This window comes from Algirhabdus cladophorae, from assembly GCF_044772865.1.
GTDB lineage: Bacteria > Pseudomonadota > Alphaproteobacteria > Rhodobacterales > Rhodobacteraceae > Algirhabdus > Algirhabdus cladophorae.
The window spans coordinates 1,783,543-1,805,458 of record NZ_CP173029.1; the positions used below are offsets into that span (position 1 = coordinate 1,783,543).

23 protein-coding genes are annotated in these 21,916 nt (G+C 56.6%); 12 read left to right on the forward strand and 11 right to left on the reverse strand.

Annotated features, from left to right (window positions below; all coding sequences use genetic code 11):
• Positions 1-1,389 (forward strand): protein adenylyltransferase SelO, encoded by a 1,389-nt coding sequence (locus ACIRQ6_RS08605; RefSeq protein ID WP_420863719.1) that lies wholly within the window; start codon positions 1-3, stop codon positions 1,387-1,389.
• Here ACIRQ6_RS08605 and ACIRQ6_RS08610 read toward each other — a convergent pair.
• The gene (locus tag ACIRQ6_RS08610) at positions 1,386-2,384 is read right to left on the reverse strand and encodes a DMT family transporter (RefSeq protein WP_420863720.1); all 999 of its coding nucleotides are present in this window, start codon (positions 2,382-2,384) and stop codon (positions 1,386-1,388) included. The genes ACIRQ6_RS08605 and ACIRQ6_RS08610 overlap by 4 nt on opposite strands.
• Between ACIRQ6_RS08610 and ACIRQ6_RS08615 the strand changes: the two genes are divergently transcribed.
• A complete protein-coding gene (locus ACIRQ6_RS08615) occupies positions 2,383-3,630 on the forward strand; it encodes a cation:proton antiporter (protein WP_420863721.1) in 1,248 nt (415 codons plus the stop codon). The genes ACIRQ6_RS08610 and ACIRQ6_RS08615 overlap by 2 nt on opposite strands.
• Here the strand turns inward: ACIRQ6_RS08615 and ACIRQ6_RS08620 are convergent.
• Entirely contained in the window at positions 3,605-4,675 is a 1,071-nt protein-coding gene (locus ACIRQ6_RS08620; RefSeq protein ID WP_420863722.1) for a helix-turn-helix transcriptional regulator, read from the reverse strand. The two genes, ACIRQ6_RS08615 and ACIRQ6_RS08620, sit on opposite strands and share 26 nt — an antisense overlap.
• A 170-nt stretch (positions 4,676-4,845) precedes the next feature.
• Between ACIRQ6_RS08620 and ACIRQ6_RS08625 the strand changes: the two genes are divergently transcribed.
• The 6 genes from ACIRQ6_RS08625 (at position 4,846) to ACIRQ6_RS08650 (ending at position 10,245) form a co-directional block, all read left to right on the forward strand.
• Positions 4,846-5,877, forward strand: a complete 1,032-nt coding sequence (locus ACIRQ6_RS08625) for an alpha/beta hydrolase family protein (protein WP_420863723.1) — start codon at positions 4,846-4,848, stop codon at positions 5,875-5,877.
• Positions 5,878-5,976: 99 nt separating this feature from the next.
• Complete coding sequence (locus tag ACIRQ6_RS08630; protein ID WP_420863724.1) at positions 5,977-6,894, forward strand: amidohydrolase family protein; 918 nt, start codon at positions 5,977-5,979, stop codon at positions 6,892-6,894.
• Between the two features lie 72 nt (positions 6,895-6,966).
• Positions 6,967-7,377: a Fur family transcriptional regulator gene (locus ACIRQ6_RS08635; RefSeq protein ID WP_420863725.1), complete on the forward strand. Its 411-nt coding sequence runs from the start codon at positions 6,967-6,969 to the stop codon at positions 7,375-7,377.
• A gap of 229 nt (positions 7,378-7,606) precedes the next feature.
• Complete coding sequence (locus ACIRQ6_RS08640) at positions 7,607-8,470, forward strand: DMT family transporter (RefSeq protein WP_420863726.1); 864 nt, start codon at positions 7,607-7,609, stop codon at positions 8,468-8,470.
• A 69-nt stretch (positions 8,471-8,539) separates the two neighbouring features.
• On the forward strand, positions 8,540-9,817 hold the full coding sequence (gene eno / locus ACIRQ6_RS08645; RefSeq protein WP_420863727.1) for a phosphopyruvate hydratase: 1,278 nt from the start codon (positions 8,540-8,542) through the stop codon (positions 9,815-9,817).
• A 2-nt stretch (positions 9,818-9,819) separates the two neighbouring features.
• Complete coding sequence (locus ACIRQ6_RS08650) at positions 9,820-10,245, forward strand: cupin domain-containing protein (RefSeq protein ID WP_420863728.1); 426 nt, start codon at positions 9,820-9,822, stop codon at positions 10,243-10,245.
• On the opposite strand, the gene ACIRQ6_RS08655 is transcribed toward ACIRQ6_RS08650, so the two are convergent.
• Together ACIRQ6_RS08655 and ACIRQ6_RS08660 are read right to left on the reverse strand one after the other, a co-directional pair.
• On the reverse strand, positions 10,242-10,607 hold the full coding sequence (locus ACIRQ6_RS08655; RefSeq protein ID WP_420863729.1) for a VOC family protein: 366 nt from the start codon (positions 10,605-10,607) through the stop codon (positions 10,242-10,244). The two genes, ACIRQ6_RS08650 and ACIRQ6_RS08655, sit on opposite strands and share 4 nt — an antisense overlap.
• 160 nt (positions 10,608-10,767) lie before the next feature.
• Positions 10,768-11,424 carry a VPLPA-CTERM sorting domain-containing protein gene (locus ACIRQ6_RS08660; protein ID WP_420863730.1) on the reverse strand — a complete coding sequence of 219 codons (657 nt, stop codon included), beginning with the start codon at positions 11,422-11,424 and terminating at the stop codon, positions 10,768-10,770.
• A 241-nt stretch (positions 11,425-11,665) separates the two neighbouring features.
• On the opposite strand from ACIRQ6_RS08660, the gene ACIRQ6_RS08665 reads away from it, so the two are divergent.
• Positions 11,666-12,034 carry a hypothetical protein gene (locus ACIRQ6_RS08665; RefSeq protein WP_420863731.1) on the forward strand — a complete coding sequence of 123 codons (369 nt, stop codon included), beginning with the start codon at positions 11,666-11,668 and terminating at the stop codon, positions 12,032-12,034.
• Here ACIRQ6_RS08665 and ACIRQ6_RS08670 read toward each other — a convergent pair.
• Positions 12,031-13,128 carry an anhydro-N-acetylmuramic acid kinase gene (locus ACIRQ6_RS08670; RefSeq protein WP_420863732.1) on the reverse strand — a complete coding sequence of 366 codons (1,098 nt, stop codon included), beginning with the start codon at positions 13,126-13,128 and terminating at the stop codon, positions 12,031-12,033. The genes ACIRQ6_RS08665 and ACIRQ6_RS08670 overlap by 4 nt on opposite strands.
• A 61-nt stretch (positions 13,129-13,189) precedes the next feature.
• Here ACIRQ6_RS08670 and tyrS point away from each other — a divergent pair, with 61 nt between their 5' ends.
• A complete protein-coding gene (tyrS, locus tag ACIRQ6_RS08675; protein WP_420863733.1) occupies positions 13,190-14,440 on the forward strand; it encodes a tyrosine--tRNA ligase in 1,251 nt (416 codons plus the stop codon).
• Between the two features lie 73 nt (positions 14,441-14,513).
• Here the strand turns inward: tyrS and ACIRQ6_RS08680 are convergent, their stop codons facing one another.
• The 6 genes from ACIRQ6_RS08680 to ACIRQ6_RS08705 form a co-directional block, all read right to left on the reverse strand.
• The gene (locus tag ACIRQ6_RS08680) at positions 14,514-15,194 is read right to left on the reverse strand and encodes a VPLPA-CTERM sorting domain-containing protein (RefSeq protein ID WP_420863734.1); all 681 of its coding nucleotides are present in this window, start codon (positions 15,192-15,194) and stop codon (positions 14,514-14,516) included.
• 164 nt (positions 15,195-15,358) lie between these two features.
• On the reverse strand, positions 15,359-16,600 hold the full coding sequence (locus tag ACIRQ6_RS08685) for an NAD(P)/FAD-dependent oxidoreductase (protein WP_420863735.1): 1,242 nt from the start codon (positions 16,598-16,600) through the stop codon (positions 15,359-15,361).
• Entirely contained in the window at positions 16,597-17,346 is a 750-nt protein-coding gene (locus ACIRQ6_RS08690) for an SDR family NAD(P)-dependent oxidoreductase (protein ID WP_420863736.1), read from the reverse strand. Before ACIRQ6_RS08690 ends, ACIRQ6_RS08685 begins: the two co-directional genes overlap by 4 nt.
• Positions 17,347-17,406: 60 nt before the next feature.
• Positions 17,407-18,372, reverse strand: coding sequence for a DUF3179 domain-containing protein (locus tag ACIRQ6_RS08695; protein ID WP_420863884.1), 966 nt, complete (start codon positions 18,370-18,372; stop codon positions 17,407-17,409).
• A gap of 80 nt (positions 18,373-18,452) precedes the next feature.
• Positions 18,453-18,998, reverse strand: a complete 546-nt coding sequence (locus tag ACIRQ6_RS08700; RefSeq protein WP_420863737.1) for a peptidylprolyl isomerase — start codon at positions 18,996-18,998, stop codon at positions 18,453-18,455.
• Positions 18,991-19,497: a peptidylprolyl isomerase gene (locus tag ACIRQ6_RS08705; protein WP_420863738.1), complete on the reverse strand. Its 507-nt coding sequence runs from the start codon at positions 19,495-19,497 to the stop codon at positions 18,991-18,993. The genes ACIRQ6_RS08700 and ACIRQ6_RS08705 overlap by 8 nt, the downstream gene beginning before the upstream one ends.
• A gap of 141 nt (positions 19,498-19,638) precedes the next feature.
• Here ACIRQ6_RS08705 and ACIRQ6_RS08710 point away from each other — a divergent pair, with 141 nt between their 5' ends.
• Together ACIRQ6_RS08710 and ACIRQ6_RS08715 are read left to right on the forward strand one after the other, a co-directional pair.
• Positions 19,639-20,826 (forward strand): phosphoglycerate kinase, encoded by a 1,188-nt coding sequence (locus ACIRQ6_RS08710; RefSeq protein ID WP_420863739.1) that lies wholly within the window; start codon positions 19,639-19,641, stop codon positions 20,824-20,826.
• A 130-nt stretch (positions 20,827-20,956) separates the two neighbouring features.
• Complete coding sequence (locus ACIRQ6_RS08715; RefSeq protein ID WP_420863740.1) at positions 20,957-21,886, forward strand: class I fructose-bisphosphate aldolase; 930 nt, start codon at positions 20,957-20,959, stop codon at positions 21,884-21,886.
• Positions 21,887-21,916: the final 30 nt, after the last annotated feature.

The window sequence follows — 21,916 nt, forward strand, 5'->3', positions numbered from 1 at the left end:
ATGGCGCAGTTTGACAACAGCTATGCCCGGCTGCCAGCGCAGATGTTCAGCCAAACGGCCCCGACACCTGTTAAAGCGCCGGAATTACTGGCTTTTAATGATGCTCTGGCCGCACAACTGGGCTTACCCAAGGATGCCGAGATCTGGGCGGGAAACCAGCCCTTAGAAGGCAGCATGCCGATTGCACAGGTCTATGCGGGCCATCAGTTCGGCCACTGGAACCCACAACTGGGCGATGGACGTGCAGTATTGCTAGGCGAGGTTCTAGACGCCAGCGGGGCACGTTTCGATGTCCAGCTCAAGGGGTCCGGGCCTACGCCTTACAGCCGTCGCGGTGATGGGCGGGCGTGGCTGGGCCCTGTGTTGCGCGAATATGTGGTCAGCGAAGCAATGCACCACTTGGCCATTCCCACGACCCGTGCACTTGCGGCCACAGCCACGGGCGAGACGGTGATCCGCGAGGGGCTGTTTCCCGGGGCCGTGATCACGCGCGTGGCCAGCAGTCACATCCGCGTCGGCACTTTTCAATTTTTTGCCTCACAGGACGATCTTGAGGCGTTGCAGGCCCTGACGGATCACGTCATCGCCCGCCATGCGCCCCATGCCACCGGCCCCTTGGAATTGCTGCAACATGTGGTGCAAAAGCAGGCGGATTTGGTGGCCGCTTGGATGTCGGTTGGGTTTATCCACGGCGTAATGAATACTGACAATTGCTCAGTGCCCGGTCTGACGATTGATTACGGTCCTTGCGCCTTTATGGATCGCTACAACCCGCGTCAGGTGTTTTCCAGCATCGATCAACAAGGGCGCTATGCCTATCAAAACCAGCCACAAATTGCCGCTTGGAACCTTGCGCAGTTTGCTACGGCTTTGCTGCCCCTGATGGCGGATCGAGAACAGGCCATTGAAACCTTCACGGCGGCTGTGAATGCATTTGGTCCGGCGTTTCAGGCCGCTTGGTTGGCACGGTTCGGGGCCAAAATCGGTCTGACCGATGCCACCGAAGATGATTTGCCGATGATTGAGGCCCTTTTGGTCTTGATGGCAAAGGATGGCGCGGATTTTACCAACGCGTTCCGTGGCCTCAGTGGGCAAGCCCCTCAGGATCAATTCACCGATCAGGCGGCTTTTGGGGCATGGCATGAGGCGTGGTTGGCACGGCTTGGCCCGTTTGAGGCAGCAAAACCCATTATGGATTCAGCAAACCCCGCAATTATCCCGCGCAATCACCGGATCGAACAAATGATCACTGCAGCAGTTGAGGGCGATATGGCCCCGTTTCATCGCTTGGGCGCGGCCCTGCGCACGCCCTTTGTGGCGAGCGACGGCGATCTGACCCGGCCCCCGTCGGACGCTGAAATCGTACCAGCTACGTTTTGTGGCACCTAGGTGGAAAGGGGCTTTGGCAGGTTGATCAGGACAAGGCCAAAAGCGACCAAAACCAATGATATCAGCAATATGGGCCCCACTGGATCGTTCAACAGCAACCAGCCCATGGCCACGCCAAAGACAGGCGACAAAAAGCTGAACGAGGCGACTTGCGAGGCGGGATAACGGCGCAACAACCAAAACCAGAACAAAAATCCAGCGCTGGCCACACAAAGCGTTTGAAATGCCAGCGACCACAAATGGATCGGCTCCAGTGCCCGGATCGCAGGGCCAAAGAACAGGCTCGCCCCCAACAAAAGCGGTGCAGAAATACTAACTTGCCACATCAATTGCATTTCGGGTTTCACATCCCGCAGTGGCGAGGCTTTGGCCAACAGCGCAATCGCAGCCCACAGCCACGCAGCCAGAAGCGCGCAGATATCGCCAGCCAAGTTGCCACTGCCTGACGCGCTCACACCGTTGAAAATGGCAAGGGCCACCCCCGCAAAGGCCGCAATCAGGCCGATGGATTTGCGTAGATGCAAATGCTCGCCCAGCAGAAAATGCGCCGCCAGTGCCAGCCACAACGGCATAGAATAGAAAATGACAGATGCCCGGGCCACTGTCGTTAAATCCAGCGCCGTGAACAAAAACATGAACTCGATGCCAAAGGCGCAGCCCACAGCGATCCCAGCCCAGCGGGCCGTTTGAAAATCCAACGTGATGCCGCGCAGCCACATCCAAAACCCGATGCAGGCAATCGCCCCGACCGATCGCACCCCAGCCATGAACACGGGTTGCAGCCCCTCACTGGCCAGTTTGATCGCCACTTGATTAAACGCCAATAACACCGAAAAGCAGATCAGCGAGGCAGCCCCGAAGGCATCAATTTGGGATTTGGGCGTCATGACACAAGCGGTGCCTGCAATCGGCGCAAGTGGCAAGATCAAAATCGCTGCTGGTTTCAAGCCGCCGCCTCGTGATAGCCACAAAGCAGTAAAAGGAACGACTCCCATGACACTCCTTCAAATCGCCAGCCTGTTGATTGTCTTGGCTGCGGCCTTTGGCACGATCAATTACCTGTTCCTGAAACTGCCCTCTGCCATCGGGATCTTGGTGGTCGCACTCTTTGCATCGCTTGCTTTGATGGGATTGGATGTGCTGGTGCCCTCTCTTGGTGTGGCCACAGCGATACGGGCCGAAGTCACGGCATTTGAGTTTTCCGACGCCTTGCTTGAGGGCATGTTGGGTCTGTTGCTGTTTGCTGGCGCTTTACATGTCAAGCTCGCGGATCTGCGGCAGCAATGGGTGTTGGTCTCGCTTATGGCGACCATTGGCGTGGCCCTGTCCACGGCTGTGGTAGGCTTTGGCTTTAGCTGGCTCACGGGCATGCCGCTGTTGGTGGCTTTGGTGTTCGGATCTTTGATCTCGCCCACGGATCCTGTGGCAGTACTGGGCGTTTTGCGCGAGGCCAACCTGCAAAAGTCGCTTGAGACCAAGATCGCGGGTGAAAGCCTGTTTAACGATGGTGTGGGCTATGTGGTCTTTTTGATCCTTGTTGGGCTGGCCTTCCCCACAGACGATCATCACGGATCCGGCGTGAGTGGTGCGGTGATGCTATTTGTGCAAGAGGCCTTTGGTGGGGCGATGCTGGGGATCATTCTGGGCTGGCTGACATTTCGGGTCATGCGCCACATTGATGACTATTCCCTAGAAGTCCTGCTGACCCTTGCTCTGGCTATGGGCGGCTACACCTTGGCTGTCTGGTTGCATGTGAGTGCCCCGATCATGGCCGTCTGCGCGGGATTGTTGATTGGCGATGTTGGCACCAAATACGGGATGTCGGCCACCACCAAGCAATATGTCGACGGGTTTTGGCAATTGATTGATGAGATCCTCAACGCGATCTTGTTCCTTATGATCGGGTTTGAGGTGTTTGCCGTGGCCTTTAACTGGGATTTTGTGACCATCGGGGCTGCCTCAATTGCACTGGCACTGGTCGGTCGATTGGCCGCCGTTTGGGTGCCTGTCACTTTGGGTCGCCCTTTTCGCGACTATAGCGCCGGCATTGTGCCGATCATGACGTGGGGTGGTCTTAAGGGTGGGATCAGTGTGGCCCTTGCCCTGTCCCTGCCCGACAGCGAATGGAAACCCCTGATCCTGACCGTCACCTATATCATCGTGCTCTTTTCGATCATCGTCCAAGGCCTGACGATTGCCCCCTTGGCCAAGCGCCTCAGCGCCCCTCGGGTGCCGGACTAACGCCTGCGATGCTTTGACTTTTGCGGTAGCTTGCGGGGCTTTGGCCGTATTTGCGTTGAAACTCGCGATAGAAATTTGACCGAGTCAAAAAGCCGGACTGTTCCATCACCACGCTCACACTGTCGCGGGTCGCCACCAGCATCTGGGCTGCATGGGCCAAACGGTGATCGTTAACATATTGAGACACATTCATGCCCTTGCTTTGATTGATCGCGGCAGACAAAGCGCGCGCTGGAACATGCAGCCGTTTGGCCAGACGATCCACTGTCAATTCCGTGTCGAGATACAGTTGCGTCTCGCCCAAAAACGCATCTGCCGTCGCGGCAAGGCCTGTTTCGTCAGATGGGTTTTCCACTGCGGTCTGACTTTGTCCCCCGCGCGCTGCAAATCGGGGGACCGCTACGATAATCGCAAGGATAAGCCCGAACATAACCACCGACCCGTAAGAGATCAGCGTCACGGCATCCTCGACGCGTCTGAGGGCAAAACTGATCGCAATGGCGCCGTCCATAACAAAGAAAGCCAGCAAAAACAGAACCGCCCACAGCATCCAACGGCGCAGGGCCTCGGCTTGTTCGATGGGCGCGCGGGTGACATGGTTGGGGCCTTTGCGCCACATCCAAAAGAGCGCGACGAGGTAGATCAAATAGCTGACCCCAATCAGCGCCTCCCAACCAAAGAACTGTTTGAACAGGACCGACGGCACCACCATCAGGGCCACGGCAAACCCCAGATGAGCCGCTGTGCGACGGGCCATATGAGTGCCACCTTCGGTGAAGCTGACAAAGCCAAGGTACAACAGTGGCCCCGCCAAAAACGGCAGGCTGCGCTGGATCGGGATCAGCCCCTCAATCCCGTAGCCAAAGCGCAAGCCCACAAGGAAACTGCCCACAGCCACCAGAACAAAGAACGCCACAAAAAACCAGCGCCCCACGACTTTGCCAAGCTCCAACCGCGCCACCAGCACCGCCGCAACCAGTGCCAAGCCGAATGTTATGATGGGCAGAGGAAAGTTGATCATCCCGCCCGATACCCAGCGTGGCATCCCGCCCCGTATCCAAATGTCCCGATCTGCACCATTTTTTGTCCTGTATTCCGCCTGCGGTGTCCTTGATCACGATCTAGGACAGGCAAACACCTCTCAACCCATTGTTTCGCAGTCTTTTTCTGTCCAGTTCAGGGGCATCAAAACCCACAACACCGGAGACACGGACAATGAAAACTCTAACCTTAACTGCAAGCCTAATCGCCTCAGCCTGTGCTGCAACCCCCTTGCTCGCTGAGGATTTAAACACTGGCCTCCAACAGATCGCTATTGCAGATCCGCAGGGCCAACGTCCCTTGGACGGCTTCCTGTTCTATCCCACAAAAGATACCGACACCACGCCATCCCTGGGCAATCCCGTTTGGGCAAGCCTGCCGATTGTTGCGGATGCAGCCACCCTGCCCCAACGCCATCCTCTGGTTTTGATGTCTCACGGCATGTTCGGCAATGCGCGAAATCAGGCATGGCTGGCGGCCCAACTTACCCAGCAGGGCTATATGGTTGCCGCGATCAATCATCCGGGCACAACCACGTTCAACCGTGACCCTGATCAGCGGCGCATGCTTTGGGAACGGCCAAAGGATATCTCGCGCGCGCTCACACATCTGTTGCGCGATCCTGCCACCATGGAACTGATAGACCCCGACCGGATCTATATGGCCGGCCATTCGCTGGGCGGGTTTACGGCCGTTGCCTTGGCCGGTGGGCGCTACGATGCAGCAGGGCTTGATGCGTTTTGCGCGGCCTCAACCGATGATCTGGTTTGCGGCATTTTCCAAGGCTGGCAGGTTGCCCAAACCAATGCGGATCGCGCTATGATGGAACAAGATCTGTCGGACAACCGGATCAAAGCCTTTGCGGTTTTTGATCTTGGCGGCACCCAGACCTTTGACGCCCAGTCCTTGGGGGCCATTGATACGCCTTTGCTGGTTTACGGCGCACCCATTGCCAATTCAGGCATCGATCTGGACGTTGAATCGCGCGATTTAATAACCAAAACACCTCCAGCCCTGACCACTTATCTGGAACCGGCAGACCTCGCCCATTTTGACTTTCTTGGGCAATGCACTGCCAAAGGTCTGGCAATCCTGCGCGAGGAAGAACCGCAAGATGCCTTCGTTTGTGAAAACGGCACGGAACCACGTGCGGCACACCATGCCCAGATTGCACAAACTGTTTCGGCCTTCTTCGCCGGGCACTAAACCCCTCAACTGCCCCGGCCAATACGCTGGGGCAGCTTTCCATTTGATCAAGGGTTCACTAGGCTTGCGCGACCACTCCTTCTATCCAAGGCCCTGCCAATGTGCCCATTTCCCCAAATCACCCGCTATTTTGCCACTGCCTTAACATGCTTGTGGACGGGCCTGTATCTGGGCCTTTGTGCTGGCGGCGCCATAGCCGACGGGGATCATGCCCCTATCGGCGATGCCATCCAAGATGTTCCCCTCTTTGACGCACATATGCACTACAAAGAACCCGCTTGGGCCAGCTACCCCGTGGCCAGCGTGATCGAATTGATGGACCGCAGTGGCGTGGCCATGGCGCTTGTGTCCTCGACCCCGGATGAGGGCACGATCATGCTGTGGGACCATGCACCGGGTCGCATCGTACCCGAATTGCGCCCTTATCACGGCGACGCAACCTCGCAGAACTGGGCCAAAATCCCTGATATGCAGCGCTACCTGGAAGACCGGTTAAACCGCTATCCGCATCAAGGCATCGGCGAGTTTCACATCCACCGCCTCGACTTCCAAGACGAGGATTTGTTTCGTGCCGTCATCGGTTTGGCCAAGGCACGTGACATCTATCTGCATGTGCATTCCGGCACGCGGCCCATTCGCTGGCTCTATAGCCTTGATCCAGAGGTCAAGATCATCTGGGCCCATGCAGGGCTGGGCGAACCAGCCGCAGCGGTTTACGATCTGATGGCCGACTACCCTGCCCTTTTGGCGGACACATCGCTGCGCGAGTTTGCGATTATGACAGGCGATACCTTGAACCCAAATTGGGAAAAGATCCTCTACGATTTTCAGGATCGCCTGATGATCGGCAGCGATACATATATCAACAACCAATGGGAGGATTACGGTCGGATCATGGCCCATAACCGCCGCTGGTTGGCGCAATTGCCCCGCGCCGTGGCCGAAAAGATCGCCTATCGAAATGCCGAACGCGCCTTTGGCCTGACAATCTCAATGGATCAGATCGGCACACGCTAAAACCAGACAAAACCCGGTGGCCCTTGGTCGTTCAATTCGGTACAACCCATGCCAAGTGAATAGGAACACGCTATGGCCGATACAATCCTCAGCCGTTGCGAGGCCAAGGGCCTGCGCATGACCGACCAACGCCGCGTGATCGCGCAGGTGCTGCAGGACGCCGATGACCACCCCGATGTAGAAGAGCTTTATGCCCGCGCCAGCACCATTGACCCGCGCATTTCTATTGCCACGGTCTACCGCACGGTCAAACTATTCGAAGAATCCGGGATCTTGGAAAAGCACGACTTTGGCGATGGCCGTGCGCGCTACGAGACCGCTGACCGTGACCACCACGACCACTTGATCGATATTAATTCCGGCGAAGTGATCGAATTTGTCGACACCGAGATTGAAGCCCTACAAGAGAAAATCGCGCAAAAGCTGGGATATACCCTCAAAGGCCACCGCCTCGAACTCTACGGCGTGCCGATCAAGAAATAGATCTTTGACAGATCCGTGGCGCCGTGCCGCGAATACCGGGTAGATCTTTCTTTCGAAACTGTGGATTTGTCCGCGATCCGAGATAGTTCTACATCTGAGCCGCTGGACCTTTTGCCTTTGTCCGAACGGTGGCGCGCACACATCACACAGCATCTAAGTCCTAGCAAGAATTGCGTTTCAGATATGAACCTCGGCCCCGTCCCCCCCCTTGAACTGAATACCCTGACCCATGTCTGACACATTGCGCGGGATCTTATTGATGACGGCCTCCATGGCGGGCTTTGCCATGTCGGACATGTTGATCAAGCTGGCCTCACAGCAACTGGCCAACGGCTATATCATCTTGATTATGGGTCTTGGCGGGGTGGCTGTTTTTTATGGCATGGCGCGACGTGCGGGCATCGCCATTTGGACAGGTGCGTTTTTCAACCCGGCTGTGGTGGTCCGGAATACTTCCGAAATTATCGGCGTGTTCGGGATGATCACCGCCCTTAGCCTGATCCCGCTGACCACGATTTCGATCCTGATCCAAGCCACCCCGATCATTGTGACCCTTGGGGCTGCTGTGATCCTTGGGGCACCTGTTGGCCCGTGGCGTTGGGGAGCAATCCTTGTAGGTTTTTTCGGCGTGGTGTTGATTATTAACCCCACTCAAACCGACCTCGACCCAAACCTGATATATGGCATGATCGCTGTTTTGGGCCTCGCAGGGCGCGATCTGGCCACGCGCAAAGTGCCAAAATCAATTCCCAGTCTGGCCGTGGCCACCTATGGGTTTTTGATTATGATCCCTTTGGGCCTGATTTTGATCGCAGCGGATCCTGCCCCAGCTCAGTTTGATGGGCGCGCCTTTTGGCTGATGCTGGCCACGCTCCTTTTCGCCATGGCTGGCAATTACGCTATCACCGCTGCCATGCGGATCGGAGACATCGCTGCTGTTACGCCATTTCGGTACAGTCGGATTCTATTTGGGGTTGGTTTGGGAATGTTGGTATTTGGGGAAAAATTGACTGTTAGCGCTATCATTGGTGTGCTAATCGTCATCTCGGCAGGGCTGTTCATTGTTCTGCGCGAGCGCCGGCATAGCAGCTAGGCCTTTAATCTTAGGCAAAAGCGTATTAACCACGCGTCAACATTTACCCCTCTCAAGGAGCCTCCCACCATGAGCACCATCATCGACATTCACGCCCGCGAAATCCTAGACAGCCGTGGCAACCCCACCGTCGAAGTGGATGTGGTCCTTGAGGATGGCACAATGGGCCGGGCTGCAGTGCCATCGGGGGCCTCAACTGGCGCTTATGAAGCGGTTGAAATGCGCGACGGCGACAAATCCCGTTACAAGGGTAAAGGTGTCTTAAACGCCGTGGCCGCTGTGAACGGTGAAATCGCCGAAGCCTTGGCAGGCATGGACGCCACAGAACAAGTGGGCCTTGACGAGACAATGATCGAACTTGACGGCACCCCCAACAAAGGCCGCCTTGGCGCCAATGCGATTTTGGGTGTCTCCATGGCCGCGGCCAAAGCCGCAGCAGACTACACAGCACAGCCGCTTTATCGCTACGTGGGCGGCACCTCGGCACGGGTTTTGCCAGTGCCTATGATGAACATCATCAACGGTGGCGAACATGCGGACAACCCCATCGACGTGCAGGAATTTATGATCATGCCCGTGGCCGCGGACAACATCCGCGACGCCGTGCGCATGGGCGCAGAAGTGTTTCACACCCTAAAAGGCGAGCTGTCAGCCGCAGGTTTCAACACTGGTATCGGCGACGAAGGTGGCTTTGCGCCCAACCTCAGCTCCAGCCGCGATGCCCTTGATTTCATTTTGAAATCCATCGAAAAGGCAGGCTACAAACCCGGTGAAGATATCTATCTGGCGTTGGACTGTGCCGCGACAGAATACTGCCATAACGGCGTCTACGAAATGAAGGGGGAAGGCAAATCCCTGTCCTCGGACGAGAACGTCGCCTACCTCGAGGCGCTGGTCAACGACTACCCGATTATCAGCATCGAAGACGGCTGTGACGAGGACGACTGGGACGGCTGGAAAGCCCTGACCGACACACTTGGCGACCGCATCCAACTTGTGGGCGACGATTTGTTTGTCACCAACCCGGAACGCCTTGCCATGGGGATCGAACGCGGCTCGGCCAACTCGATGTTGGTCAAAGTGAACCAAATCGGCACTCTGACCGAAACGCTGAAAGCCGTCGATATGGCCCACCGCGCAGGCTTTACCAATGTTATGTCGCACCGCTCTGGTGAAACCGAGGACGCCACCATCGCAGACCTTGCCGTCGCCACGAATTGCGGTCAGATCAAAACCGGCTCCCTGTCCCGCTCCGACAGATTGGCCAAATACAACCAGTTGATCCGCATCGACGAGGCACTGGGTGAAAGTGCTGTTTATGCCGGTCGTTCTATCCTCAAGGGCTAGGAATGGACGCCGACCAAATCATTGCCGATCTGCGCCTGCAACCTCATCCTGAGGGCGGGTATTACCGCCAGACATGGGTGGACGAAACGGGCCCAGATCGGCCAAGCGGCACCTGCATTTACTTTTTGCTCAAGGCGGGCCAGTCCAGCCACTGGCACAAAGTCGACGCAGTCGAGATTTGGCATTTCTACGCCGGAACGCCCCTAACCCTGAAAATAGCCGCCACGGACGATGGCCCGGCCCAACATTTGACCCTTGGCTCGGATCTGGACGCAGGCCAAACGCCCCAAGCCATCGTACCCAAAGATCATTGGCAAGCAGCGGCAGCCCCTAACGGATGGGCCTTAGTCGGCTGCACGGTCAGTCCCGGCTTCCAATTCGACGGCTTCACATTGGCCGGTCCAGAATTTGATATTCCGCGCAGCTAAGGCGCGGCAGGCTCCCACAGTTCAATTGGATTGCCTTCAGGATCGTGGATGCGAGCGAATTTGCCGACGCCTTCCATGGTTTCGATGCTGCTGCTTTCGATCCCGTTGCCCGCAAGTTCCGCTAGCGCGGCGGCCAGATTAGCGACGCGAAAGTTCAGCATAAAACTGCGATCCTCTGGGAAATAATCGGTATCCTCCTGAAACGGTGAAAAGACTGTTACTCCCGCCTCAGTGATCCACGGCATCATGTCGGGCCCAGTTGGAACCGGAGCGACCTCAAGATGGGTTTGATACCACTGGGCAAGGGCTGCGGGATCTTTTGCGCGGAAAAATACACCGCCAATTCCAAGCGTTTTGACCATCTGTTTGCACCTCTTTGTTTGAACAGGCCCTTTGCGGGACAGTTCAACAGATATCGCCAAATTCACCAATAGAATTTTCGCAACACCCTAAAAATCAAAGCGGCAAACATGAAAAAGCCCCGCCGTAGCGGAGCCTTTTTGACCACGTAATCCAGTAAGATCAGGCTGTTTTGCGGCGTTTGGCAAGTCCGAACGCGCCCAAACCGATCAGCATCAAGGGCAAGGCCGCTGGCACTGGAACAGCCGAGATTTCATAGCTGAATGTGCCCGCTGCGTAGCGATCATCCGGACCGCTGTCCAGCGTGTCACCGATCGTGCCGCCCAATGTTCCGCCAAAGCGGCTGCCACCAACAAAACTCAGCGCACCGCCAGCATCATTTGTGGTCCATGTGCCCGCTGACACGCCTTTGTTGCCGTTTTGGTCGACCGAGTTATAGCCGTAGGACACGATAGAATATTGACCGGCGCCCAAGGTCAAAGCAGCGATCGTCTTAAAAAGACTGCCGCCCACCAACGTTCCCGCATCAGCGCTGGTAAACGAAGTCGAGGCCAAGATCTGACCGGATTGGTTGCCGTCGCGCGACCACAGCTCCGTGACCAGCGTTGTGGACCGGTTCAGGCCGTCGCCATCGGCGTCAAAGGCACCGAGGCTGAGGACATCAATGGACTGGTTCACAACGAAATCCATTCCCAGCACACCGGTGTAAGACTGGTTGCCAGTGGTATTGGCGTCAACTTGGTACGCAACAGTTGCCGCTGCTGCGGGTGTAGAAAGGCAAAGTGCTGTGGCAGCAGCAATCGCAAAAGAACGGGTCATTAAATCCTCACTTGGTTAAGTTCTTCTGTACCCAACCAAAAAATTAAGGCAATTTAACGACTGTTTTTAACGACCCCCTCGCGCTTATACGTCCAGCGTGCATTTCATTTCTGCCATAGGAAGAAGATCCCAAGCGTTTGTTCCGTGTTTCGCGATAATCAGACCGATATCAAGCCTGTTGGAACAGTTTGTTTCCATTTCGGCACTCAATAAGGTCAGCAACACTGACTATATAAAAGTCATGAAACAGTCTCTTTTTTTCGCTCGTTTGTCTGTTGCCTTGACAGATTTCAAGAAAATGATCCCTGCACTGGCGGTATTGCTGGGCTGTGCGGTCATGGCGGCGGCGACCGTCAGTGTTCCAAAACATGTGGCCTACACCAAGGCCCGCGTGGCGCGGTATTCGGTGCGCCATGGCTCCAAAAACTTTGGGGTGCGTATTTTTGCCGAAACTCCCTCTGGACGTTCCGTGATCGTCAACAGCCGCGCCTATAACCCGCAGCTTAAGGAGGGCGCGCTGATCTGTTTGCACGAATTTGCCAATCAAATGCGACCTTACGCGCGAACCCGGTTCACATTGGCCCCGCCCTATAAATGTGCGGGCCTTTAGGCCCGTGGCTGGCTTAGTGTGCCTCCGCCCACATGGGCGCTGACCCCAGTGGTACTGGGGCTTGAGGTCGGCAAACCCCGCGCCACACGCACCGCCAAATAGGCAAAGGCCTGCGCCTCGAGCATATCGCCATCAAGGCCCACGTCTTCGACCGGAACAACACGGCATTGCGTGGCATAATAAAGCGCCTGCATGATCGCAGGGTTCTTGCGCCCACCGCCAGCGACCAGCAAACGTTCGGGCCGTGTGGGGCAATGTTCCAAAGCGCGGGCCACGGATTGCGCACAGGCCGCAACCAGCGTGGCGGCAGCATCTTCGGGCCCTAACCCATCCACGGCCTCAGCCAGTCCTGCAAAGGCATCGCGGTCCAAGGATTTTGGTGGTATGCGCGCAAAATAGCTGTGGTTCAGGAACTGATCGACGATCCCTTGATCGGCCGTACCTGCAAGCGCCGTTGCGCCATCGGCATCGTGATCATAGCCAAACCAGTCCATCATCAGATCGTTGATCGGCGCATTTGCGGGCCCTGTGTCAAAGGCCAGAATAGCGCCATCCGCCTCGACCTTGGGACGCCTGGGGTCAACATATGTGATATTCCCCACACCGCCCAAATTCAGGAACGCCACCGGCGCGTCCGCTTTGATATACTTGGCCAAAGCAAAGTGGAAAAACGGGGCCAAGGGCGCGCCCTGCCCGCCCATCTGGACGTCTGCTGAGCGAAAGTCCCACACCACTGGGCATTCCAGCACATCAGCCAACACCTGACCGTCGCCCAATTGATGGGTGCGGCCACTGTCGGGATCATGGGCCAAGGTTTGGCCATGGAACCCAACCAAATCGACGGCATTAAAGCCTGCTAAAACCTGCGCATGGGCGGTCTCGATCAGTTCGGCCACGTCTTCCAGTTCGGGATCGGGCCAGCGCCCCAAAACGGCTTTCAATGCGGCTTGTTCCTCAACGCTATAAGGCCGGTAGGCCGACGGACCAAAGCCCGCAATCGTCACCCCATCAGTTTGGATCACGGCCGCGTCTACCCCGTCCAGCGACGTGCCAGACATAGCTCCAAGGGCAGTGACGATCCCCGGTTTCAACATGCTCTTTTCCTTGACCCAATCTGCCCCTATAGATGCCTGCGATACTGCAAGGACACAAGCTATGACATACCACCCAAAATCCGAGTTTATACGCGTGATGATCGAACGGGGCTTTCTGGCCGATTGTACCGATTATCAGGGCTTGGACGAGGCAATGGTTGCAGGCGTGGTGCCCGCCTATATCGGCTTTGATGCCACAGCCAGTTCCTTGCATGTGGGATCATTGATCCAGATCATGATGTTTCGCTGGTTGCAAAAGACCGGCCACAAGCCGTTGGTTTTGATGGGCGGCGGCACCACCAAGGTGGGCGACCCCAGCTTTCGCGCCGATGAACGCCCCTTGCTGACCGAGGACCAGATCAACGCCAATATCGACGGCATCCGGCAGGTGTTTTCCCATTACGTCAGCTTTGGCGATGGTGACACGGATGCGATGATGCTCAATAACGCTGAATGGCTGGACGGGTTGAACTACCTCGAGTTTCTGCGCGATATCGGGCGGCATTTCTCGGTCAACCGCATGCTGGCCTTTGAAAGTGTGAAGTCCCGTCTGGACAGGGAGCAATCCCTTTCGTTCCTCGAATTCAATTACATGATCCTGCAAGCCTATGATTTTATGGAGCTTAATCGCCGCTACGGCTGTCTGCTGCAAATGGGCGGTTCCGATCAATGGGGCAATATCGTCAACGGCATCGACCTGACACGACGCGTGATCGACAATGAGGTCTACGGCCTCACCTCGCCCTTGCTGACCACCTCGGATGGCAAGAAAATGGGCAAATCTCAGGACGGCGCGATCTGGCTAAACGGTGATCAGCTGTCGTCCTATAAATTCTGGCAGTTCTGGCGCAACACCACCGATGCGGATGTGGGGCGCTTCCTGAAACTCTACACCGAATTGCCGATTGAGGAATGTGATCGTCTTGGCGCGCTGGAAGGGTCCGAGATCAACGACGCCAAGATCATATTGGCCAATGAAGTCACCACGCTGTTGCACGGGGCCGAGGCCGCTGCAGCCGCCGAAGCCACTGCGAAAGAAGTCTTTGAGAAAGGCGGCATCGGGGACGACTTGCCGACGCTGGCCCTAGCAGCCGCAGATATTGGCGACGGCATCTCGATTGTGCAGTTGATCGTAAAATCCGGTCTGGCAGGTTCTGGCAAAGAGGCAAAACGCCTGATCGCAGACAATGGGGCCAAGATGAACGACGCGGCCTTGACCAATGCGGGCCTTTTGATCACCGCCGCCGATTTGGCCGAGCCGATCAAACTAAGCGCAGGCAAAAAGCGCCATGCGTTGGTAACTTTGGCCTAACAAAAAAACAGCGGCCCGCCCGTGAAAGGCAGGCCGCTGGACAAAAGCCAAACAGTGGTTTGAGGACCGGATCCTAGCTTTGTCTTTTGCGTTTGCGCAACACAGTCAACGCGCCAAGACCCCCGATCAACAAAAACCCGCCCGCAGGCAATGGCACTGCCGAGATCTTTAACTCTGACACTTCGAAACGCGCGTCAGAACCATCAGAGAACGAAATAAAGTTCAAAGACCCGCCGATGGTATCCGCAGCAAACATATCCAAGAACTGTTGAATTGTTGGGCTATTGGTGTCGGACAGAACACTGGTGTCCGTACCCCCGACCGAGAATTGCAGAATAGACGCCGTCAAACCGCCTACGGTCGGACCGGTCGGGCTGGTCCCTCTGACAAAAAAGTTGTCCCGCAGGGGCGCGCTGGACCCTGCCATATGATCATTGCGCAGGGTTGCGGTGCCGGTCCCACTGGTCGAAAACGACAAGCCATCCATCACCATATTAAAGTTGGTCACAGCGGAACTGTTTGAAAACGTGGACGCAGCGCCCCCTGTCAGCGCCGAATTATCTAGGATAAAGCTACCCGAGACCGCATCGCCAGTTGTGATTGTGCCGATGGACGCAACATCATTGTTTTGCAGCGTGCCATCATTAGTGCGGACAACCTCACCCTTAAAATCAAACCTAAGTGTTTCGGCTGTCGCTGGCAGAGCAGACAGCCCCAAACCCAGTACAAATAGAAGAAATTTCTTGAACGTCATAGCGCCCTCACTTTGAAAAAAATAATGTTAAAATTATACGCGGGCGAAAAACGGCCCCCATAGACTTGGATAATTCTGCGCCGCCGGTCGCACATCCCCCAAATGAGGTAAATTGCAATTTTGAGGCGAGTATTTTGGCTGTTTTCTTAGGAAATAGGTAACATTCAGCGCAAGTAGCGTGCCGGATCAAAGCCACTCATGTCTTGATTCGCGGGTTGCTCATCGATCATTTGCGCCACTAAACGCCCGGTCTTGGGGCCGGCGGTAAGCCCCACATGTTGATGGCCAAAGCCTGTGTAAATCCCTGATGTGCCAATCTGGCCAATCAAAGGCAGGCTGTCAGGTGTGGAGGGGCGAAACCCCATCCAGTCCTGGGTCGATTTATACGTCAGCTTTGGAAAACTCTGGGCGATGTGACGCCGCAACAGCGCCAGTGGTTTGCGGCTGGGGGTCTGGGACGTGTCGCCATATTCGACGGTTCCGGCGCAGCGTAGCCCCATTTCCATCGGGTTCACACCAAATTTGCCATTCATCATCAACATTGGGTGACGTGGCAGCATTGATGGCTCTTCCAGCAGCACATGATAGCCTCGTTCGGCGATCAACGGCACATCGAGACCCAGCATTTGCATCATCTCGCGCGACCACGCCCCCGCTGTGACCACTAGTTTTTTGCAAGGCATGGGCCCTTGATCGGTAATCACCTCGCGCACTGTCCCATCGGCGCGGTGAATTGCTGTCACCTCGGCTTGGACCACTTGCCCGCCTTGGGCCACAAATGCATCCGCCAGTGCCGTGATATAGCCGCCCGGATTGGTCACATGGCCCCATCCGCTGAGGACGGCCATGACTTCAATCTGTGGGCTCAGGATCGGTTCGGCATCGCGCAACGCGGGGCCTTCCAACACATCAGGGCTAAGCCCATATTCTGCTTTCAATGCCCACATATAGGCGTCGTTCTTAAAGTCACGTTTGCGGTTATAGACGAAACCCATCTTGCTGTTTTCGATCCATCCTTCGGCGCGCGTTCCTGCGGCCAATTGGCGATGTTGATCGACGCTGTCGCTGATCAACGGATCCATGGCCGCCACGATGCGCCGTGTTTCAGCATCACTGGTATGGCGCAAAAATCGCGCAAACCACGGCAGCAGTCTGGGCAGTTGGCGCCATTTGATGAACAACGGCGAGCGCGGGTTTAAGATCATCGGCGGTGCATCGCGCCACAGGCGCGGCGAGGTCACTGGCGTAATTGCCCAGCCCGCCAGTAGACCTGCATTCCCAAAGGAGGCCGCCTGCCCCGGCGCATCTTTGTCCAACAGCACCACGCGGTGTCCGGCCCGTTGAAGCCAGATCGCCGTGGATACCCCGACGATCCCTGCCCCGATGACAACAATCGGAGCGCTCAAATACTGCCGCCTTCGACCATATAGTTGTTCGCTGTGCACATAGCTGCATCATCCGAGGCCAAAAACAGCACCATGCGGGTCACATATTCCGGTGCGATCGGATCCTTCAGGCATTGATTGTTCAGATGATTGGCAAGGCTTTCTTCGGTCACCCAAAGCTCTTTCTGGCGATCGGTCATAATCCATCCGGGCACCACAGTGTTCACGCGGATCCGGTCCGGCCCAAGATCGCGCGCAAAGCTGCGGGTCATCCCGTGCACAGCGGCCTTGGAGGTGGTGTAAACCGGCATCCCACCGCCTGCTTCCCACCAGGAATTCGAGCCCATATTGATGATGCTGCCCTTGCCCGCGGCCTGCATAGCAGGTGCCACGGCTTGGGTTGCGAAAAACATGTGTTTAAGGTTCGTGGCGATACGTTCGTCGTAGTACTCTGGCGTGACAGTTTCCCAGCCATGGCGATCATCGCGGGCGGCATTGTTGACCAAGACATCCGGTGTACCAACCTCGCGCAACGCCTCGGCCATGGCCTCTTGCAATGCCGGGATGTCGCGCAAATCCACTTCTTTGAAAATTGCACCGGTCTCAGCTGCCATAGCTGCCCCGCCTGCTGCATCGAAATCAAAGAAGGCGACTTGTGCCCCTTGATCGCAAAACGCGCGCACCATGTCGGCACCGATCCCGCCTGCGCCCCCGGTTAGATAAACAACTGCGCCCTCAAGGCTGGGGTATCGGGCAAACTGCGGCATAGGGCGACTCCTTTTTCGCCACGCTAGCGCGGGGCCTATCCGAGTGCCAGCCGCTTTGGGTTATTTCAGCATCCATTGACCGTCCGGCCAGAAGGCGTGAAAGGCAAAGGCAAACATCACATCATGGGCCACATCGCGTCCTTGGGCGTCACGCACGCGCACGGTGCCAACTTCCTTGCCTGCGTTAATGTTGCGGCTGTCCAACGCGCTGGCTTGGCCTTCGGCCCAACTCAACGTAAGCCCACTTTGGGTCACACCACCTTCATCGCGCAAGCGGGCAACCGGCCAAGCCTGATCGCCAATACGCACAACGCGGGCCAACGCGGGAATGTCATGTGGCGGCAGTTCGCCACTGTACAAAAATGGTCGATGGGAACTGTCATAGCTTTGATATGGGTTGGCCCCATAGGCCCGTGGTGCACCGGGGCGCGCCATGACAAGGCCCTGCGGGTTGCGAGCCTTAAATTCGGCCCAACTTTCCATCCACGTGGGCAGAGCTGTCAGTTTTTCACCCGTAAGGTCCCCCACAATACCTGTGCCAATGGCCTGTTGCCACCAGCTTTCGGTTTCGCGGTCAAACATCACCATATCCGAGTTACGCAGCTTACCCGAGACACCAAAAGTCAGCACTTGGCCCCGCACACGACGATCAAAAGTGATGCCTGAATTGCACAAGGGGCAAAAGGTGACAGCTACTGGAATTCCTGCAACTGTATCGTTCACAATCTCATGCCAAGTGAGGTAGCGAATGGGATAGGCGCGCGCTGTATCCCCTTCAAATTCCACAGCAATCACCGGTTCGCGGTCGCCAATGTCGCCCTCATCCCCCACAGCGATAAAGCTGGGATTATTGAGTGCAGGGATACCGTCACGGGGTGGCCCGCCCGACAGGATCTCAACCCAATTGTCCACTGTGGTTTTCTCAAAATTCGTGTTGGGCCATTCGTTCACCCAGAACTCCGGGCTGGCCTCGGCCACTGTGATCATCGCAGCAAAGGCCACGGCAACAAGGGATTTCAAACGCATTGGGGACACCTCCATCTCACCATACTTTGGCAGAGGAAGCGCCCCCATGATAGCCGTTTTGCCAACCGCTCGCGCGGAAGTTACTCGGTGACTGTGACCGTTTTCATCATGTCCGGTGTGCCTCGGACCGAGCCGTTTTGACCGCGACCTTTTTTGATCGCATCCACCACATCCATGCCTTCAGTCACACGGCCGACGACCGTGTATTGGCCGTTCAGGAAGTAGCCTTGATCAAACATGATAAAGAACTGGCTGTTGGCCGAATTCGGGTTCTGACTGCGGGCCATACCAACAACGCCGCGATCATAAGGCACGTCGGAAAATTCCGCAGGCAAGTCCGGTTTGTCCGATCCCCCCATGCCAGCGCGGGCTGTGTCGCCGCCGGACACGCCAAATTCAACGTCGCCAGTTTGGGCCATAAAGCCATCGATCACGCGGTGAAACACCACCCCGTCATAGGCACCTTCTGCTGCCAATTCCGCGATGCGCGCGGCATGCTGCGGGGCAATATCCTCAAGCAAATCAATGGTGATCGTGCCAGAGGCCTCGCCGGCCACTTCGATTGTGATGCCTGTGGCAAAGGCCGGTGACGCGGCAAGCAGTGCCGCCAGAGCCAACTTATACATCTGCTGCCACCTTCATCGACACCATCCGGTCTGGGTTCATCGGCGGCTCGCCACGGGCGATGGCATCCACATGATCCATGCCAGAGATGACCTGGCCATAAACCGTGTACTGACCGTTCAGGAAATCATTGTCTTTGAAGTTGATAAAGAACTGGCTGTTGGCGCTGTCAGGATTGGCAGAGCGCGCCGCACCGATAGAGCCGCGGGCGTGCGGCACTTTGGAAAACTCGGCCTTCACGTCATCGTAGTCCGAGCCACCTGTGCCCGCCATCCGGATGTTGAAACCGTCTTCCATGTTGCCATTGGCCACGTCGCCGGTTTGCGCCATGAACCCGTCGATCACGCGGTGGAAACAAACGTTGTCATATTTGCCTTCGCGCACCAGCGTTTTCATCCGCTCGCAATGCAGCGGGGCCACGTCAGGCAACAAGGCGATGGTGACGGTGCCGTCTTTGAGTTCCATCAGAATTGTGTTTTCGGGGTCTTTGATCTCGGCCATTTGGCTGCTCCTAAATGTGTTTGGGCGCAAACTAGGGCGAGTTTGGGGGAAAGCCAAGGGCAAGCGGCTTGACCTTAGCATGATACTGCGCGACCACCGCTGCAATTGCATCACGGCAATCGCATCAACAGGAGTGGGCACATGGGCTGGAAATCATTGGATGACATGGAACTGGCAGGTAAGCGCGTCTTAACCCGTGTGGATATCAACGTTCCCATGGAAGATGGCAAAATCACCGACGCCACGCGGATCGAGCGGATTGTGCCGACGATAAAGGATATTCTAGCCGCAGGTGGCAGCCCGATTTTGTTGGCGCATTTCGGCCGCCCCAAGGGTGAATTCAAGCCCGAACTTTCGCTGGAACCTTTGGTGCCTGCCCTGTCTGCGGCGTTTGGTGTGGACGTCACATTTGTCCAGCGCCCTTCCCGCGAGTTTATTGATGCCCAGCCGTCTGATGCCGTGATCTTGGTGGAAAATACACGCTTTACGGCCATGGAAGAAGCCAATGATCCGCAAATGGCAGGCTTTCTGGCCAGCTTGGGCGACATCTATTGCAACGATGCGTTTTCGGCCGCGCACCGCGCCCACGCCAGCACAGAAGGGGTCGCCAAATTGCTGCCCAATTGCGCAGGTCGTTTGATGCAGGCCGAACTCAGCGCGTTGGAGGCTGCTTTGTCGACCCCCAAACGCCCTGTTGGCGCTGTGGTTGGCGGGGCGAAAGTGTCGACCAAAATCTCACTTTTGGAAAACCTCGTCGGGAAGTTGGATGTTCTGGTGATCGGCGGCGGCATGGCCAACACCTTCCTTTTGGCACAGGGTGCGCAATTGGGCGCATCCTTGGTCGAGGCCGATATGCTGGACACAGCACGCGACATCATGACGGCCGCCGAGGCTGCGGGCTGCAAGATCGTTCTGCCTGTTGATGGGCTTGTGTCCCGCGCGTTCAAAGAAGGCGCAGATCACAAGGTTATTGCGTTGAACAGCGATACGGTGCTGGACGCCGATCAAATGGTTCTCGATGCCGGCCCACTGGCTGTCAAAGCCGTCGAAGCGGCTTTCGAGGGCTTAGAAACCCTAATCTGGAACGGCCCGCTTGGGGCTTTCGAGATCGCCCCATTCAACACTGCCACAAACGCCGCAGCCCGCGTCGCCGCGGACCAAACCAAAGCAGGCAAGCTGATTTCAGTGGCCGGTGGTGGGGACACAGTGGCCGCTTTGAACCAAGCCGGTGCTGCCGATGATTTTACCTATATCAGCACAGCCGGCGGCGCATTCTTGGAATGGATGGAGGGTAAAACCCTGCCCGGCGTCGCGGCTTTGGGCGGCTAAATCGTCATAATTTCGACATAATCCCCGCGTGTTAGCGTAAACAGTTCATGTGATTGCGCTAACATCATTGCAAGGGTTCTAACAGCCCTCTAAGGCACCACTATTGTTAATAGATCCTTAGGAGAGCCCCATGCGCGCCACCCGTACTGTCCAGAAAATCCTGTCCAATTACGAAGGCGAAACGCCCGGGGTCAAAGCCAAGCTGTGCCAAATGCTGATGCATGGCAAGCTAGGTGGCACCGGTAAAATGATCATTCTGCCTGTGGACCAAGGGTTCGAACACGGGCCTGCGCGCACGTACAATGCCAACCCCGCCAGCTACGACCCGCACTATCATTACCAGTTGGCGATTGATGCAGGCTTAAACGCTTTTGCAGCCCCTTTGGGCCTTTTGGAAGCTGGCGCAGACACATTCGCTGGCCAAATCCCAACGATCCTCAAAGTCAACTCCGCCAACTCGCTGATGTCGGGCACAGCGGGCAAAGATCAAGCCGTCACGGCGTCTGTAGATGATGCGCTGCGCATCGGCGCAGGGGCCATCGGCTTTACCATCTACCCCGGCTCGGACTGTGCAGTGGATATGTTCGAAGAAATCGTCGAGATGCGCAAAGAAGCTGCCGCCAAAGGCGTGGCCACTGTCATTTGGTCCTATTCACGCGGCGAAGGCATCACCAAAGAGGGCGAAACAGCCATCGACGTGGCGGCTTATGCGGCCCAAATGGCGGCCCTCATGGGCGCTCATATCATCAAGATCAAACTCAGCACCGATCACCTTATGCTGCCCGAAGCCAAGAAGGTCTATGAGGAGCAAGGGATCGACATTTCGACTCAAGCCGCACGCGTGAAACACTGCATGGACAGCAGCCTTGCCGGACGCCGCATCGTGGTCTTTTCTGGCGGCGCGAAAAAAGGCGCCGACAGCGTATACGACGACGCGCGCGCCATTCGCGACGGCGGCGGCAACGGTTCAATCATCGGGCGCAACAGTTTCCAACGGGACAAGGCCGATGCGCTGTCGATGCTGGGCAAACTGGTCGATATCTATCGCGGCAAAGCCTGACGCGCTAACCTCTGCTTCAGCGCGGACAAA